Origin of the sequence: Sphingobacterium gobiense (assembly GCF_002980575.1) — a bacterium.
Taxonomy (GTDB): domain Bacteria; phylum Bacteroidota; class Bacteroidia; order Sphingobacteriales; family Sphingobacteriaceae; genus Sphingobacterium; species Sphingobacterium gobiense.
Map to the genome: position 1 here is coordinate 69,030 of NZ_PVBS01000006.1, position 18,814 is coordinate 87,843.

11 protein-coding genes are annotated in these 18,814 nt (G+C 43.0%); 10 read left to right on the top strand and 1 reads right to left on the bottom strand.

Features of this window, described 5'->3' with window-relative positions; translation table 11 throughout:
* The first annotated feature begins 47 nt into the window (after positions 1–47).
* The 4 genes from C5749_RS19025 to C5749_RS19040 are packed head-to-tail and all read left to right on the top strand — an operon-like array spanning position 48 to position 8,113.
* Complete coding sequence (locus C5749_RS19025; protein WP_105727809.1) at positions 48–3,212, top strand: SusC/RagA family TonB-linked outer membrane protein; 3,165 nt, start codon at positions 48–50, stop codon at positions 3,210–3,212.
* Positions 3,213–3,217: 5 nt separating this feature from the next.
* Complete coding sequence (locus tag C5749_RS19030; RefSeq protein ID WP_105727810.1) at positions 3,218–4,819, top strand: RagB/SusD family nutrient uptake outer membrane protein; 1,602 nt, start codon at positions 3,218–3,220, stop codon at positions 4,817–4,819.
* Between the two features lie 16 nt (positions 4,820–4,835).
* Entirely contained in the window at positions 4,836–5,738 is a 903-nt protein-coding gene (locus C5749_RS19035; protein ID WP_105727811.1) for a DUF5017 domain-containing protein, read from the top strand.
* A complete protein-coding gene (locus tag C5749_RS19040) occupies positions 5,735–8,113 on the top strand; it encodes a cellulase family glycosylhydrolase (protein ID WP_105727812.1) in 2,379 nt (792 codons plus the stop codon). The genes C5749_RS19035 and C5749_RS19040 overlap by 4 nt, the downstream gene beginning before the upstream one ends.
* A gap of 1 nt (position 8,114) precedes the next feature.
* On the opposite strand, the gene C5749_RS19045 is transcribed toward C5749_RS19040, so the two are convergent.
* On the bottom strand, positions 8,115–8,855 hold the full coding sequence (locus tag C5749_RS19045; protein ID WP_105727813.1) for a GntR family transcriptional regulator: 741 nt from the start codon (positions 8,853–8,855) through the stop codon (positions 8,115–8,117).
* 100 nt (positions 8,856–8,955) lie between these two features.
* On the opposite strand from C5749_RS19045, the gene C5749_RS19050 reads away from it, so the two are divergent.
* The 6 genes from C5749_RS19050 to C5749_RS19075 all read left to right on the top strand — a co-directional run bounded on the left by C5749_RS19050 (position 8,956) and on the right by C5749_RS19075 (position 18,813).
* The gene (locus C5749_RS19050; RefSeq protein WP_105727814.1) at positions 8,956–10,158 is read left to right on the top strand and encodes an MFS transporter; all 1,203 of its coding nucleotides are present in this window, start codon (positions 8,956–8,958) and stop codon (positions 10,156–10,158) included.
* 97 nt (positions 10,159–10,255) lie between these two features.
* Positions 10,256–11,737 (top strand): L-fucose/L-arabinose isomerase family protein, encoded by a 1,482-nt coding sequence (locus C5749_RS19055; RefSeq protein WP_105727815.1) that lies wholly within the window; start codon positions 10,256–10,258, stop codon positions 11,735–11,737.
* A gap of 4 nt (positions 11,738–11,741) precedes the next feature.
* Entirely contained in the window at positions 11,742–14,264 is a 2,523-nt protein-coding gene (locus tag C5749_RS19060; protein WP_105727816.1) for a hypothetical protein, read from the top strand.
* Positions 14,265–14,279: 15 nt separating this feature from the next.
* Positions 14,280–14,993, top strand: coding sequence for an SGNH/GDSL hydrolase family protein (locus C5749_RS19065; protein ID WP_105727817.1), 714 nt, complete (start codon positions 14,280–14,282; stop codon positions 14,991–14,993).
* A gap of 40 nt (positions 14,994–15,033) precedes the next feature.
* Positions 15,034–17,361, top strand: coding sequence for a glycoside hydrolase family 3 C-terminal domain-containing protein (locus tag C5749_RS19070; RefSeq protein WP_219848034.1), 2,328 nt, complete (start codon positions 15,034–15,036; stop codon positions 17,359–17,361).
* 30 nt (positions 17,362–17,391) lie between these two features.
* Entirely contained in the window at positions 17,392–18,813 is a 1,422-nt protein-coding gene (locus tag C5749_RS19075; RefSeq protein ID WP_181151532.1) for a glycoside hydrolase family 140 protein, read from the top strand.
* Position 18,814: the final 1 nt, after the last annotated feature.

Genomic DNA, 18,814 nt, shown 5'->3' on the forward strand with positions numbered 1-18,814 from the left:
TTAACCTATGAGATTATGAATAGATTTATTACACCAAATATAGCTAAATGATGAAGAAAATAATATCATTAATAAGTTGCAAACTGATACTTTTTGTTCTGTTGTGCAACAGTTTGGCGTATGCCCAGCAAACGTCAGGTTTAATTCCGATTTCCGGAAAAGTAGTCAATCAACAAAATGAAGTATTGGAGGGAGTAAGTGTCTCTGTTAAGGATCGCACTACTGCTGTGAAGACGGACGCGGGGGGCTTGTTTTCTTTGTTTATAGAGGGTGAGGAAGCTGTTCTAGTCTTTTCCTCTTTAGGCTATGAGAGACTGGAAATAACAGTAGGGCAGCAACGCTTTTTTAATGTTATCCTAGCCGCCAAATCCACCGCGCTGGATGATGTGGTAGTCATCGGTTATGGAGAAACGACCCGGCGAGATGTGACCGGGTCGGTAGGTTCTGTTAATATGAAAGATCTGGCGCAGGCGCCCGTAAAATCCTTTGATGAAGCTTTAGCCGGTCGGGTGGCAGGTGTCACTGTAACGGCAAATGACGGACAGCCTGGATCAAATACTAATATCGTTATACGGGGATCTGGTTCAATCACGCAAAATACGGCTCCACTCTATGTAGTAGATGGGTTTCCCTTGGAAGATGCCAATAGTAACAGTATCAATCCCGGAGATATTGAATCTATTGAAATACTCAAGGATGCTTCAGCTACGGCAATATATGGAGCACGGGGAGCAAATGGAGTTATCATGATCACTACAAAAAAAGGGGTGGCTGGAAAACCGGTTGTAAACTACAATGCATATGGTGGTTTCGCCGAAAACCCGAAGCCTCTTAAATTGATGGGGGCTTATGAATTTGTAAAGTATCAGTATGAACTGGAGCCTCAATTTACGACCGATTATTATTTGGCAGGGCGTACATTGGAAAGTTATCGGGACGAGCCTAGTATAGATTTGCAGGATCAGATATACAAACAAGCATTTGTACACAATCACGAATTGTCTGTACGGGGAGGGAGTGCCGGCACGACCTACTCACTCTCCGGAAATTTGTTAAAAAACAATGGATTGGTTACCAATTCGGGATTTGATAGAAAACAGCTTCGATTTCAGTTTGATCAACAATTGGGTAAAAAACTTAAGATCGGAACAATTGCAAATTATAGCGCGAATAAAACGTATGGTATCATCGTCGGAGAACCTTCGATGCGCATTACCTATAGTGGTTTAAGCTTGTTGGCTTCGGTGTGGGGATTCCGGCCAGTAAAAGGTCTGAATGAATCGCTATTGGAAGATCTGTTTGATCCGACGGCTCCCGAAAATGACTTCCGTGTAAACCCTATTTTATCTACCCAAAATGAGCTCCGGGAGACTTTTGTCAATACCTTGACTTTAAATGGATACGGCGAATATTTGTTTAATCCGAATCTCGTTTTCAGATCTTCGGCTGCTTACACCAATGTGATGGTTCGGCAAGATATGTTTTTCAACTCCCTAACAGCAAACGGAAACATAAGACGTAACGAAGGCGTAAACGGCTCTATTGCGTTTCGCCCAAGAACGACTTGGGTGAATGAAAATATTCTTACCTACAAAAAGTCCTTCAAACAAGGACATACACTCAACGCGGTCGGTGGTTTTTCTTTGCAGCAATACGATAGTGGAGATTACGGTTTCCAGGGATTGAATGTGTTAAATGAATCACTAGGGATAGATGGCTTGGATGAAGCCGGAACGAATGTTGGATTCTCATCATCTTCCAGATGGGCTTTGATGTCGTTTTTAGGAAGATTCAACTATGGATATAAAAACAAATATAGATTAACCTCTTCCTTTAGGTATGACGGCTCTTCGAAATTTGCACCGGGTAAGCGGTGGGCCTTTTTCCCGTCAGCAGCATTTGCCTGGACCGTGTCAGAAGAAGATTTTTTAAAAGATGTTTCTTTCTTGCATAATGCCAAAATAAGAACGAGTTATGGGGCTACTGGGAATAACCGGGTATCCGATTTTCCGTACATCACACAGTTAAGTGTTCCAAGATTTGGAGGGTATTCCTTTAATAATGCCGCTCCTACACGTGGAGCATTGCTTTTGCAATATGGTAATCCCGATTTAACATGGGAAACTACTGTCCAGGGCAATATCGGTTTAGATCTCTCCTTTTGGGAAGGAAGAATTGAATTTGTAGCAGATATCTATAGAAGAAATACAAAAGATTTATTGTTAGACGCAACACTTCCATATGCTACAGGTTTGACGAGCAGTGCCACTAACTTAGCTACGGCTTACAAGAATATTGGTGAGCTGCGCAATCAAGGTTTGGAACTGACGTTAAATACAACCAATATCGATAATGGCAGATTTAAGTGGAGTACAAATTTCAATATCAGTTTTAACCAAAATAAAATTATCGCTCTCAACGAAAACCAAACAGCGTTACTGAGCCCGGTAGCATTTGATACCGATTTTAGAAATGTATTCCCTTACATTTCTGTTTTAGACGGCCCTTTAGCACAGATGTACGGATTGGTATGGGATGGCGTCTACCAATATAATGAATTTGATCAAGTGCTGGGAAACTATGTATTAAAGGATTATATTACTACAAATGGTCAACCACGGGAGAATATTCAACCTGGAGATATCAAATATAAAGATATAAATGGTGATTTGGTCGTCAACGAGATGGATTTTACTGTAATCGGAAGAGGATTGCCTATCCACGTGGGAGGTTTTACCAACCGTTTTGATTATAAGGGTTTTGACTTGAATGTATTCTTTCAATGGTCTTACGGAAATGATATTCTCAATGCGAATAGATTGATTTTCGAAGGAAATGCAAAGAGACATCGTTCCTTAAATCAATATGCGAGTTATGAGAATCGATGGACACCTGAAAATCCAAGCAATGAACTTTTTAGGACCGGTGGACAGCGCGACACTTACTATTCGAGTCGCACGGTAGAAGAAGGTTCATTCTTGCGTCTTAAAACAGTCTCCGTGGGATATACCTTTCAAGATCATGTGTTAACCCGTTTGAAAGTAAACTCGCTTAGATTATATGCCTCTGCACAAAACCTACATACCTGGACAACCTATTCAGGATCAAATCCAGAGGTATCCGTTCGCCACTCTGCGTTGACACCCGGATTTGATTTTTCCGCATATCCCTTGGCCCGGACGATAACCTTTGGTTTGACCACAACTTTTTAACGTAAATGATGATGAGATTCACTTATATTTTAATTGCACTGTTGATAGGAACATCTTCGTGCAAAGATTTTCTCGATACAAAACCTACTGATTTTGTGACGCCGTCCTATGAGACGGTCAACGATTTCGAACTAGCACTTGCGGGCGTGTATGACATTCTTGGAAACCGGACATTTTACGGCGATGTGTGGCCTTATTGGCTCAATGTAAGTACCGATATCGAATACACCAATACCGGGTCTGCCAATGCTACTGTATATATATACGGTCCGGCGGAAGCAAACGTGACTGATTTTTGGAAAGCCTTGTATACAGGTGTATATCGTGCCAATCTTATCTTGGATGTGGTAGACGGTACGGATTTGGACGAGGACCCTAAAAACAGAATAAAGGGGCAGGCCTTGTTTCTGCGGGCATATTACTACTTCATGTTAGTAAGCAATTACGGTGATATTCCTTTGTATCTAAGCGCCAAACCCTCCATCAATGAAATGGATGTACCGAGAACGCCTATGAAAGAAGTTTATAACTTGGTTGTGACGGATATGCTGGAGGCCGAGCAATTGGTAGACGAAGTGGAAGGAGGGAATACCGAGAAGACCGTGAATTTTGGAGGAAGGGTGTCGCGGTCTGCTGTACAGGGTGTGTTGGCGAGGGTATATCTCAAAATGGCGGGGTATCCTTTGATGGACCAGTCTAAGTATGCTGATGCTCTAAAGTGGGCGCTAGCTGTAAAAAATTCAGGATTACATAGCCTGAATCCCGATTATACTGATGTGTTTATTAAATATGCACGGGATGAATACGATATCCGAGAGAGTATTTGGGAAGTCGAATTTTATGGGAATACGCAGGGTGCTATGCAAGAGTACACGTATTATATAGGTGCAAGAGGGGGGATACGTACACAAGATGCCGAACTTGGACGTAGCGGAGGGTTAATCAACGGTAGCGGTAAACTGTTCGATCTTTATGAACTTGATCCTAATAGCACAACCGTACCGCTGAAAGATTCCTATGATTTAAGACGTGACTGGAACTTGGCTCCCTATACCTATGTGGGTACGCCGGGTGTAAAAACACCCAATAACGATCGATGGAGAAGAAACATGGGCAAATGGCGACGTGAATACGAGGTCGTGTCACCTAAAGATATTTCTACCTCACCTCAGAATTTTCCGATTTTACGTTACGCGGATGTCTTGCTCATGGCTGCTGAAGCAGAAAATGAATTGAACGGGCCGGTTAATGCGTATCCCTATATCAACGAGGTGAGAAGACGCGCATACGGGCTTCTACTGCCTCAGCCGCCTAACCCAAATGTAAATGCCGATCTAATGGGACTATCGAAAGATGAGTTTAGACAAGCTGTAAAAGATGAACGAGCCAGGGAGTTTTGTTTCGAAGCATCGCGGCGCACAGATTTGATCAGATGGGGCAACTTTGTAGGAGATATGAAAGCATACATCACATGGGCATTAGCCAATGGCGGTGTAGAGGGGCATGTGCTTGGTTCACGAAATGTCTCCGACCGCAACGTGTTATTACCTATTCCTACGTATGATATGTCTTTAAATAAAGCGTTGACACAAAACCCAGGTTATTAATTTTTAAGACTTAATTATGAAGTATATACATCACATCCTATCCATGGTTCTTTTTATTGGCTTGATATCCTGTGAAAAGAACCTGCAAGTAGACCCGCCCGATTTTGAGGTGAGGTTGAGCAAGACAACCTATAAGGTAGGAGACACCATCCATTTTGAATTTTCCGGCGCTCCCGATAATATCACCTTCTATTCCGGCTTGCCCGGTGCCGACTATAGGTTCAGAGAACGTACGCAGGTGGAAGGTGGCATTCCTAAGGCCAAGGTTATCACGCAGTATGGAGGAGGAGGGAATCAATTAGAATCACTTCGATTAATGGTGAGTAATGATTTGGAAGAACTTACGGCGGAAGGAATTGCGCAGGCAATCTGGACAGACGTCACTTCACAGGTTGATATCGCAACAAATCCGACAGTTGTCGAATCAGATTACTTGGATTTGTCGCCATGGGTCGATACCGAAAAGCCTTTTTTTATAGCGTTCAAATTTGTAGGCGAAAAAGATCCCATTACCGTACCTGGAAATTGGATTGTCCGCGAATTGCAGGCTGTTACGGAACTTCCGGATGGTTCAGAAATTCCAGTGGCCGACCGCGTAAATGCCGGTTGGAGCATCATTGATGTGCTGAACCCTGCTTCTGTATGGACCATCCGGGCAACCGATGTGGTGATTATCGGTGGTGGTCGTAATGCGGATCCCAGTGAAGATTGGCTGATTACAAAGCCGCTCTATTTTACAAAGGTGCCGCCGGATACAGGGACTCCAATTCAAAATATAGGTTCCAATCTTCTTTCGGATTATTCCTATACATATACGACTCCGGGAACCTATCACGTTGCTTTTTTGGCTTCGAATGCGAGTGCCGACGATTACAAATCCGTAGTGCGGGAATTTGAAATTACGATAGTGCCTGAATGATGAAGCATGTATATGTAAAATACGGTTTTAAGATGATGTTCTTATGGGTGTTGATAACCCTTATCGGCAGTGTCTATGCACAAAAGAAAGAGGACAGTCTATTCAAATCGGGAGATAAGATTGCGTTTATCGGAAACAGCATTACCCACAATGGCGATTTTCATCATTATATTCTGCTGTATTATGCAACCCGTTTTCCAGACAAGAAAGTCACTTTTTACAATCTGGGGATTAAAGGTGACAACGCCAATAGTTTCCTGCGTAGGATGGATGCCGATATCGTGCCACATAAAGCAGACTGGTCTATCGTCATGGCGGGGATGAACGATGTCAATCGGGGTTTGTACGCGCCGGAAAAACAAAATGAGCCGGATATTCAGCAACGGAAGGAGAGAGCGTTGAAAGATTTTGAATCGTATTACGATTCGTTTTTGACGCGTTTAAAACGGACAAAAACGAATATAATCTTACAGAAACCGAGCATCTATGATCAAACCGGAGATTTGACTGCTGTCAACTTGTTGGGCGTAAATGATGCATTGGAAAGATGCGGTAAAATCGTCGATAAGCTAGCAAAGAAACACCAGGTCATGGTAATCGACTATTGGACGATTATGCATGAAGTTAATACGAAGTTACAGCAAACGGATGTTAAATCTACTATCATCGGTCAAGATAGGGTTCATCCGGGCCCGCCGGGACATTTTGTGATGGCCTATACTTTCCTTAAAGCGATGGATGTCCCCAATAACGTGTCATCACTTACAATTGATAAAGGTAGCATAACGGATGTTAAATATGGTGCAGTCAGTAATTTAAACATGCAGGAAGACGAGCTGACATTTGATTATCTGGAAGAACGCTTACCTTTTCCCGTGTCTCCCGAGGCAGAAAGTGCGTTCGCCCTTGTCCCTTTTGTTGATAATTTTAATACACAGTTACTACAAGTAAAAGGGTTAGACGAGGGCGTGTATGCGCTTACGATTGATGATATCCTCATCAGCAATTTTACACAGGAGGAATTGGCGAAAGGTATAAACTTGGCGGAGAGAAAAAATACGCCCCAGTATCAACAAGCATTAAAAGTCTTTAAGGAAGCGGTAGCTTATCGTAACGTGCAGCGGCAGTTGAGGGAAATTAAATTTGTAGAATTTAGTTATCTTCCTAAAGAACTGTGGGATGGAGATCTCGAGCCAATTAAAACATTTATTTCGGAATACCTTTCTTTTTTACAGGTGTCAAAAGATGCCCGCTACGAAACATTCCATAGCATATTTGAGGCATATTTGAAAAACAAACCTCAACAAATGGATTTGGAAAAGCAAGCGAACACTTTACCAGAAGCAATCTATCAGCTTAATCAGCCGCAATCGCACCGCTTTCGGTTGGCAAAGGCTGACTTAGATATGCCAGATCGTAGTGAAGCTCCTTTTGGGGTAAATTTAGCGGGAGCTGAATTTGCGCATCAGAAAACTCCTGGTGTTTACAATCGTGATTATACCTATCCCACCGTTGCTGAACTGGATTACTTCAAATCAAAAGGATTAACCCTCTTCCGCCTGCCATTTTTATGGGAACGGATACAACACGAGCTGGATGGCCCATTAGATGAAGCAGAAGTAGGAAGGATGATGGCTTTTATCGACGCCGCACGGGAAAGAAACCTCTGGGTTATTTTGGATATGCATAATTATGGACGCCGATTTGTAAATGGTACCCGGGAAATTATCGGTTCCTCCAATCTGCCTATTAAGCACTTTGAGGATGTCTGGGGAATACTTGCAGAACAATTCCGAACGAAAGAAAATATCTGGGCATATGGATTAATGAACGAACCACATGGTATGTTAGATTCCGTACCTTGGTTTAATATAGCACAACAGGCTATTTTTAAAATCCGGGAAATGGATACGAATACACCGATTATGGTAGGAGGCGATAGCTGGAGTTCTACACACCGTTGGCAGCAAGCCAGTGGAAATCTAAAAGATTTGATAGACCCATCCGCCAACCTAATTTTTGAAGGACATCTCTATTTTGACAAAGACGCTTCTGGGACGTATAAAGGCACTTATGATGAGGAAGGGACAACACCAGAAACTGGGATTGTTCGGGCACGTCCGTTTGTAGAGTGGCTGAAAGAAAATAATTTAAAAGGTTTTGTCGGAGAATACGGTGTTCCGGATGATGATCCCCGTTGGTTGGTGACGCTTGATAATCTGCTGAACTACCTCAAAGATAATGGCGTGAATGGGACATACTGGGCTGCCGGACCGTGGTGGAATACGTACAAATTAGCGATAGAACCAAGAGATGGGATAGATCGCCCGCAGCTAAAAGTACTCTCAAAATACTTGAAAGTCAATGAGAAATGATTTAGTAATTCGGATGTGCGATAATGCCAAACTGGTACTTATCCCCGCTATAAAAAGAATGCTCTATTTCAATAATGTTTCCGTCCTCTGCTATGACGGCTCCATCCAGGATGAAAATAGGGAGCGGTTGGTCATTTTCAAAGTAATTATCCGGTGTGTTGTTGTCAAATATCGTCGTCTTAAGCGTTTGTTCTATTGTCTTAATCTTAATATGATAGGTTTGCTCGTATGTTTTGAAAAAGGAAATTTCCGGCGAGAGCCGTTCGATTTTCGGACATTGTTTAAGGGATATATAGCGTGTTTCGTCTTTCAGGATATCGTCATCAGCATAGCGAAGGATACGGATTTTCAAAACAGGGCCTTCGAGCGTCAGTTGTTTATGTTGAATCATGGTAGAAATACCCTCTTGTAATATCGTTTTTTCAATGACAATATTTTTAGGCTCAAACCCCTCCTGCGTTAAGCTTTCATTGAATCCTTTCCGTGTGGATTCAACAGAACCCAACGTGCGGACAATTTTGTGGTCGCCGGTACGATTAAGCACGAACGTACCCTTGCCTTTAATTCGACGCACCCAACCAAGTGTCTCTAAGTTTAAAAGACTCTTTCGTGCTGTTGTGTTGCTGACTTTAAAAGTTTTGATTAACTCATTTTCTGAAGGAACCTTATCGCCGGGTGCTAAATCGCCTTCTTTGATGCGTTTGATGATTTCTTCGCTGATGAGAATAAATTTGGGATCCATATATAGTATAAAACGATTCTGCTACAAATATAAAATAATTAGTTTGTGTAACAAATGTGTTCACTATGTTTGGTTACCTGCAACTTAATGCGTTAACAAGATGAAGAATAAAATAGCTTGGTTAGTGTTGGTCCTGGTCTTTATTGCGACAGGATTGAATTTTTTGGATAGGCAAGTCTTGTCCATGACAATAATTAAAATCCAGGAGGAATTCCACATTACAGATGTACAATATGGTTGGATAAATACGAGTTTTCTGGTCAGTTATGCATTAATGTTTACCGTAGGGGGACGTATTATCGATACCGTCGGTGGAAAAATTGGTCTGGGCTTGGCGGTGTTGATTTGGTCTATTGCCTGTTTTCTGCATGGCGTCATGCAAAATTTCTATCAGTTACTTGCGTTCCGTTTTCTCTTGGGTTTTGGGGAAGGCGGGTGTTTTCCCGGAGCGGCGAAAGTAGTCTATGAGTGGTTTGACGAAAAGAAAAGAGGGATGGCCAACGGTATTGCCATCGGTGGATCAGCAATCGGTGCTGTTTTGGCACCACCTTTAACCATCTATGTAGCCTCCAGCTTTGGTTGGAGAGCAAGCTTTATTATTCCAGCTATCGTCGGGATGATTTGGGTTGTTAGCTGGTTTCTGATCCCTTGGAAAAAGTATATCGGAACGCCCAATGAAAAGACCGTATCTTCCGGTGTTTCTTTTGCAAGAATTTTGAAAAACAAATACTTATGGGTTTTTGTCAGTATACGATTCTTACTTGATCCAGTGCTTTATTTTTTGATGTTTTGGGTGCCCAAATATCTGAGCGAGTACAGAGGGATGTCTTTTGAGCGAATCGGTGACTCGTTTTGGATTCCCTTTTTGGCACTCGGAATTTCGAACATCTTTGGCGGTTGGATATCTGACAAATTAATACAGCGCGGTATTTCCATCAATAAAGCAAGGAAAGGGGTTATGGGAATAGCGGCGGGATTAACACTCTGTGCACCTTTTATCGCGTTTGTCGGGTCTTATCAGCTTGCCATAGCATTACTAACGTTGTTGCTATTTGCGCATGGATTTTGGATTACGAACTATATTACTGCTATTTCCGATATTTTCGGAAGTAAAGCGACATCGACCGTCGTAGGGTTGTCCGGCACCGCGGGTGCGTTGTCCAGTTTGTTGATAAACCCGTTTATCGGAGAAATCGTGACACGCTATTCGTATACACCGTTATGGGTCACGGCAGGGTTAATGTATCCATTAGGTTTCCTTCTCTTTTTGGTGTTTATCCCCCGGATTAAAGCATTGTTTTAATGACGGAATAAAATAGTTGGATTTTTTTTGTGAAATAATCATTTAATGACTATGTTTGAAGTTAAATAACTTAGTGCGTTAAGTATAAACTATAATTATGGAAATAAAATTGGATTCAAATACGGCCTTCTATAAACCGTTATCAAAGAAAGTAGGCAAGGCGCGTATCGGAGTTTTTGGTGTAGGATATGTAAAATATTGGGCACAATTTGATGGATTGCTTGCTGATATGCAGGAGAAACAAGCCGTGTTTATGAACATGGTGGAGCGATTTGATGTTGAAGTTGTCGACTTCGGTATGGTAGACGATGCGCAATCAGCGTATGATCTTGTGCCCCGACTCTTGGGTGCCGATCTGGATCTTATTTTTTGCGATATGCTCACTTACGCTACTTCGAGTACCTTCGGAGCAATAGTAAAGAACATCCAGGTACCATTAGTCTTGGTTGCATTGCAGCCGGATAAGGCACTCAATTACGAACAGGCGTCCACCTATAAGCAACTTTTTAACGATGATATTTGTTCGTTGCCGGAATTTACAGGAGTAGCCGTGCGGTTAGGACGTCCGGTACCCGATGTTATTATCGGAACATTATATGACGATGCAGAAGCCGTGGAAGAGATTGGTAAATACTGTCGCATCGCCAATGTGCTGCATAGCTTGAAGAATGCGAGGATTGGGCATATCGGACACCCCATTGAAGCTATGTTGGACATGCATACGGACTCTACTATGCTGACCGCCCATTTCGGCTTGCACGTGGTGCAATGTGAATCGCATGAGATTATTCAGCAATATCAGGAGGTCGATGTGATCGATCTGGAACGAGAAAAGGAATTTATATTGGATTTCTTTGATACCCCTGATCCGGTTTCCGATCCAATATCGGATAAGCTTAAACCTGCCGATCTGGAAGTAGCAGCAAGAGTGTCGTTAGCGTTGAAAGCGTTTGTAGCGACGAAGAAACTAGATGGTCTGGCTTATTATTATGAAGGTGCAACACAAAGTACGGAGCAACTCGTCATGTCAAACCTGATTGTCGGAAACTCTCTTCTTACTGCAGCGGGGTTTCCAATGTGTGGAGAATCTGATTTAAAAACCTGTATAGCCATGATGGTGATGGATCGATTGGGTATTGGCGGTAGTTTTGCGGAATTTCATCCCGTGGATTTCAACGAAAATTTTGTGTTGGTTGGTCATGATGGGCCACACAATGTGACCATTGCAGAGGGTAAGCCGATATTAAGAAGCCTAAAAAAATATCATGGTAAACCAGGGTTTGGGGCAGGCGTAGAATTTAAAATTAAAGAAGGACCGATTACCATGTTAAGCATCAGCTCTACATATGATGGGCGATTCAAATTCATCGTAGCGGAAGGCGAATCTGTTGCAGGGCCTATACCGCCTACCGGTAATACGAATACACGTGGATTCTTTGGAGATGATATACGTCAATTTTTGAAAAATTGGGTTGCCGAAGGGCCTACACATCATTTTGCGCTCGGGATAGGGCACCACGCGGACACCATCTTAAAGATCGGAAGATACCTTAATATAGAAACCGTTTTTGTAAAATAAGAATATGAAGGGATCAAAAATTTATCTGACGTTGATGCTATTTCCGCTCTACATGCTATTTGTTTCCTGGCTGGAGAAGTATCCCAAAGAGCCTGTAAAGTTTCAAAATATCACGTTGGAGACATCGTTGAAACCATTTAAGCGGAAAGATCGAGCGTATATCGAGCAGGTGGCAGAACGCATGTTCAGGCAATGGGGGAATTTATTGGTTCACACAGATACCGTTTCTATTATGCTGTGGATATCCGATGGTTCAGAAATATTGGAATATACCGGAAAACTGGATCAATCGCTAGAATGGGCGAAGTACATCGGAAATCCCAACACGAATCATGAAATAGGCGCTGGCCCGAAAGAACTCTCCCTACATGAGCGGGCGTATCTTTATATGGACGACCCGCCCGATTTTTCTTATGCAGATCTGAAGTTGATTATCGAAATCTTGCGCGAAAAGGGGAGGAAATTCACGGGCAAAGAGATAAAAATAGGTGCGACCTTTGATCCCGGGCCTGAATTTGCTAAGTCTGAATTTAAATACGCGAGACATCCTGAAATATTGGAAGGTAACGCCATGGGGCACAAGTCATTTGTCAGTTGTTATGCTATATTAAGTGCAGATGATGTCTCCTACGCGTCGTACCCCAATGGAATACCAGATCAAACACCATTTGGGACTTTTTTTGGTAAGCAGAGCCAGCATTTTCTACAAGATCTGAATTTTGATTTCCTTTGGCTAAGTAATGGATTCGGATTTGGTGTGGAGCCTTGGTCTTCTACCGGTGCGGTTTTTACAGGAAAAGGCTTTTTAAAAGAAAAATTGGAAGATACGCGCCAAAAGATTATTAATTTTTGGACGCTATTTAGAAAGGAGTGCCCTGATTTCGAAATCCAGACCAGAGGTTCCAATCTGTCTACTGGCATCGATTTGGCGCGGGATGGGGTGGATTTGAGGGCTATATATAAGTCCGGATTCGATATCCTGCCGCCGCCAAATTCTCCTTGGGCAGCCATTGATGGTGATTTTGGACTGGAGATGGTGGGGTATATGTCCCATATTGCCGATTTGCCAGACGATCGTTATGTCTATCGGTTTTATACCCACGATCCGTGGTGGCTGAATAGCCCATGGTTGGATAGATATGGGCGTTTTCCGCACGATATCTACATGCCGATGTCCGTAGCTCGGATTGACGAAAAAGGCCAAGTCAGACTTCCTACTACCTTGAACTTTTTGACGATTGATGATTCATTCGGAAACATTCCGGATGTCGTTCCAAATGAAGTAATTCCCCATATTTTAAGAGGCCGGGAAGATTCACCCACCGCCGCCGGGCCCTTGGTCTGGGTATATCCGTTTGACGAATATCACGATTGGGCAAGAGAGCAGCAGGAGCTGTTGCCGGAAATATACTATGGCGATTGGTTTATCAGGCAAGCGATCAACCACGGTTTGCCTTTAAACACGATCACGTCGACGACCAATTTTGCGAAGTTGTTGAAATCGGATCCCGACTATTACCGAGAGTCCATAATACTGACCATCGTTCCTGATGCAGGTTCCGAGCAGGAGCATGTGTTGACATCGTTTATTAAAAACGGCGGGCAAGTTATGCTATATGGGCCTGCGGATCGAGCCAGTGACGTTTTTAAAGATCTATTGAACCTTAAAAATATGAGCGGGTTAGAAGGCAATCTTCGCTTAGCTAACCATATCGAACTCGATAAGGTGCAGGGCGATATCCCTACGAATATTAAACACAATCCACTATTCTCAGGCGGTAGTATGCGCACCGCTGTTGCCAATACGAAAGATCCATATACGAAACGTTTGGTACATGTTACGCAAGGAAATGAGAAGCGAGATCAAGTATGGTCGAGATCACTACCGGATTGGAAAGGCGGTAAAGTGGTGTATATTCGGGGAACAAATTCGAGTAGTTTCCAGGGAGGGATGCTTTTGCGGCCGGACAATCCAGAAGAATGGGCGATTAGTCCAAAACTGGCACGCCAAGCCTTGAAAGAGTTTGATTATTTGTTTTCCTTTGAAAAAGATGATATTTCCATCAAGAGCCCTATGCTCAGTATTGCCCGAAGTCACAATGGCTTTTTCTTTTCGGGTTATACTCCAAATACAACGGTGGTGCAAAGATTTAAATTTCCACAAGGAGCCCCCATATTGCATGGGTATGATAGCAAAATAGAAAACGGCATGACCACCTATCAGCTCCCGACGGCTTGGCATAATGAGGTTCGTGTTTTTGTGGAACAAGAGGACGGCATCGTGTCATCCAAAGAGATGCATTCGGGCGAATTGGGAATCAGCAGGAGAATTCGAATAGCTGGATTGAAGAACGCGACGCTTCGGATCTATCCGGAAGAGCATATCACTGCCGAAAATTTTAGAGTGTACCTCAATGCAGGCTATCCATGGAAGACGGGACATCAAACGTTTGAATTGGGGAACCCTAAATACGGGTACCATTTTGTAATCAAAGATGTGACAGGGCATGTCACCGTCGCGTGGTGATTAAATGAACACACAATGCTAAAGAAAATATTTTTTAATACATTTTGTCTTTTTATGTGCTTGGCAAGCAATGCCCAAGCACAAAAAGGCGCTATAGATAATCTCGCAGCACTGAAACAAGAGCTGACGAAGGTCTTTCCGCATAACCGAACGATAAATCTTGTTTTCCATGGACATTCCGTTCCATCTGGTTATTGGTCGAATCAGGAAGTACATACGTTAGATTCTTACCCTTATATCCTACTTGGTTTGCTAAAGAAGGAATATCCGAAAGCGGTGATTAATATTATCACTACTTCTATTGGAGGAGAACACGCCGAAAAAGGTGCTGCTAGGTTCCCATCAGATGTATTGCCTCATCGGCCGAATGTTGTTTTCATTGATTATGCACTAAACGATTTAGGGTTAGGGCTGGAGCGGGCGAGCACGGCGTGGGAAAAAATGATAAAAGAGGCAAAATCAAATGATATACCAGTTGTGCTATTAACACCTTCTCCTGATCAACGACAGGACATGGGTAATACGGAAAATGTGCTCCGTCAGCATGCCCAGCAGATTAAGAGGTTAGCGGCAAAATATGGATTGCCTGTTGCGGATTCGTATACCGCATTTGAATCTGTATTTAAAGAGAAAGGAACGATTGCACCACTCATGTCGCATGTTAACCACCCTAATCGCTTGGGGCATGAGTTGATCGCAAATGAAATTTTTAAGCTTTTAAAAAGATAAGATACGGACGAAGTACTTATAAAAAAACTAAATTATGCAAATGAGTAATCAACATATCGGATTTTATTTCATCGCCATCATGTTTGGGCTAATAGGTACTATGCAAGAGGCTCTGCCCCAACAAAAGTACCCGCAATTTGGTATAGATCCTTTAAAAGAGGTTATCGCGGCGATGACGATAGACGAAAAGGCCTTAATGGTGACCGGAGCAAAACGTAGGGAAGTCTATCCAACAGCCTTGCCGGGCAAAAAACAGAAAAATATTGTAGCGGTAGGCGGATATACCTATCCTTTTCCGCATTTAGGTATACCACCAATTTATCTGTCTGATGGGCCGGCGGGTGTACGTATTGCACCAAGACGTTTAGGTGACGACCAAACGTATTACGCTACAGCTTTTCCAGTGGCGACATTGGTGGCTTCAGGATGGGATACTTCCTTATCTAGGGAAATAGGAGAAGCCATGGGACACGAAGCGCTTGAATATGGTGTGGATATCTTACTGGCCCCTGCCATGAATATTCATCGGGATCCGTTAGGCGGTAGGAGTTTTGAATATTATTCTGAAGATCCGTTGTTAACAGGAAAGATGGCATCAGCATATGTACAGGGAATCCAATCTCAAGGCGTTGGAGCTTCTATAAAGCATTTCGCAGCCAATAATCAAGAAACGAGTAGACGGTATATCAACACGATTGTATCAGAACGCGCATTGCGGGAGATATACTTGGAAGGATTTCGTATCGCGGTACAGGAAGCGAAACCTTGGACGGTCATGTCCTCTTATAACAAAATAAATGGTGTATATACGCCGCAGAGTAAAGAATTGCTCGTCGATATCCTGAGAAAAGAATGGGGGTTCGATGGTTTCGTGCTGACGGACTGGTATGGTGGCGACGATCCTGTTGAACAGATGAAAGCACATAATGATTTGCTGATGCCGGGGTTACAAGTATGGACGGATACGATTGCAGATGCATTGCGCAACAGAAATCTTGGCATGGAGGTAATCGACCAAAATATAGAAAATATACTCAACGTAGCATTAAAAACAGGTACGGTAAAAGATTATCCCTATACAGAGAAGCCTGATTTTGAAAAGAGTAAGGAAGTCGCGCGGCGGGTAGCGCGGGAGAGCATGGTTTTGTTAAAAAACGAACAAAATACGTTGCCTATCCAGACCGGATCTACATCAATAGGCTTGTTTGGTAATTATAGTTACAAAAATCTGCCCGGAGGTACAGGGAGCGGAGCGGTCAATTATGAGCACGCTGTATCCGTCGCAGAAGGATTGAAAGCGGCGGGATTTGGGCTGGATCCGGTTTTAGAAGGGAACTATATGACCTATCTGGAAAAAGGAAAGCGTATGTTGGAGAAGGCGGACAGTCTAATAACGGCCATGCCCCCAAGGGATAGCATTTTAAGTGAATTGGAATGGGATAGTCGTGAAATCGAAAGAAGCGCTAAGGAAACCAATATGGCCATTATCACGATTATGCGCATCTTTGGTGAAGGCGGTGATCGTCAGGTCGACCATTTTCATCTAACAGCGGAGGAATTAACGTTAATCGATCGCGTATCGAACGCTTACCATGCGCAACAGAAAAAGGTGGTTGTTCTGTTAAATATAGGTGGTGTTGTGGAAACGGCATCGTGGAAAGATAAGGTAGATGGTATATTGTTGACCTGGCAATCTGGTCAAGAGGGCGGGCATGCTGTTGCCGATTTGGTCAGTGGTAAATTCACCCCTTCGGGAAAACTTCCCACAACATTTCCGGTACGTTATGCCGATGCTCCGTCTGCCAAAAACTTCCCTGGTACACCTATCGAGAATCCAACAGCAGTTGTTTATGAAGAGGATATCTATGTAGGTTACCGATATTATGATACATTTCGTGTTCCAACATCGTTCCCCTTTGGCTTTGGGCTCTCCTATACCTCATTTGCGTATACTGATTTCAAAATCAAAAAAAGAAATGGAGAGAACGCGGAGCTATTGATTACCGTAGAGAATACGGGTCGATATCCGGGAAAAGAGATTGTTCAGGTATATGCCACGGCACCGTCAGGTAAATTGGAGCATCCCGAAAAGGAACTGAAAGCTTTTGCGAAAACGAGATTGTTGCAGCCCGGTGAGCGAGAAACGCTTCGTTTTGAGATTACACCTCGGATGCTTTCTTCTTTTGATACGGACGCTTCTGCTTGGGTGGCAGAAAAGGGTATTTATGATTTGAAAGTAGCGGTATCTTCCAATACGATAGTAGCAAATGGCAAATTCCACTTATCGAAATCGCAGATAACGGAAAAAGTAAGTAAATCGTTGGTTCCGCATGTACCGATAAATACATTGCGGTCAAGTAAGCCATAATAGACGGGGAACGAATTAAAAATAATGGTCATGATGAAATTGGTTTGGATCGTTATATGGATGCTGAGCTTTATCCATTTGAAAGTAGGGATAGCACAACAACTAACTGTGTTACCATCGAAAAGCTATTTGCAAACATCGGATGGAAAACCATTTATATGGATTGGTGACACGGCCTGGGAGCTATTTCATAAATTAAATAGAGAAGAAGTAGATCACTATTTGACCATGCGGCAGAAACAAGGATTCACCGTCATTTATGCAGTAATATTAGCAGAACATGAAGGGTTAACAGTACCCAATGCCTACGGGGAAGTGCCTTTGCGTGGACAGAATCCGGCTACGCCTAATCTTCGATACTTTGAGCATGTAGATTATGTCATCAATAAAGCACAAAGTTTGGGGCTTCGTTTAGCAGTACTACCTACTTGGGGGAATCATGTTCCAAATGCAAGAGATGGTAAGCGCTCCTATATCTTCACGCCTAAAAACGCTTATCAATACGGTAACTTTCTTAGTGATCGCTATCAGGATAAACCGATTATTTGGATACTTGGAGGAGACCGTAATGTAGACGACAACCAAGCAAAGTATATTTGGGATAGATTAGCAGAAGGTTTACAGCAACGTAATGATGACAAGCAATTGATAAGTTATCATCCGGCTGGCGAAAGCAGTTCCGCTTATTGGTTTCATAAATCTACTTGGTTGGATTTCAATATGTACCAGACAGGTCATGCCCGTCGATCGATGCCCGGTTATCAATATGCAGAGGCACACCGTCTGTTAGATCCCAAAAAACCGTTTTTAGATGCAGAACCGGCCTATGAAGATATTCCTATAAAGTTCTGGGAATACTTATCAAAAAGGCCAGCAGAGGAACTTATCGGATCGGTATTCGATACGTCGGGTATAATTTTAGACCGGGATTATTTCGACGCAGGATTTTTTACCGATAAAGACGTACGCCAACAGGCCTATTGGGGGCTTCTGTCGGGGGCCATGGGTTTTAGCTACGGAAATAATGCCGTATGGCAATTTGTAGACGCAGGGAAGAAATGTGTGATTCCTAGTTTATATACTTGGCGTGAAGCACTCACAAGACCAGGTGCCGAACAGATAAAGCATCTTCGGTTTGCTATGGAGAACTGGCATTTTCCCGACTTGTTTTCAGATCAATCGCTAATTTATGGCGTTAATCGACCCGGGACATCACACATCAGGGCAGCGACGAATGCAGATATGTCCTGTGTATGTGTTTATACGCCAGTTAGCCAAGTGATTGTGTTGAATTTGCCCTTATCTGCCGACACCATTTATAAAGTCAGCTGGTTTGATCCTCGCAACGGTGGGATACAACAGGAAGAAAAAATACTATCCGGCGGTCCGGTCGAATTTATTCCACCGGCTGCGCTGGATGATTGTCTTCTAATTTTGGAATTAAAGAAGTAGC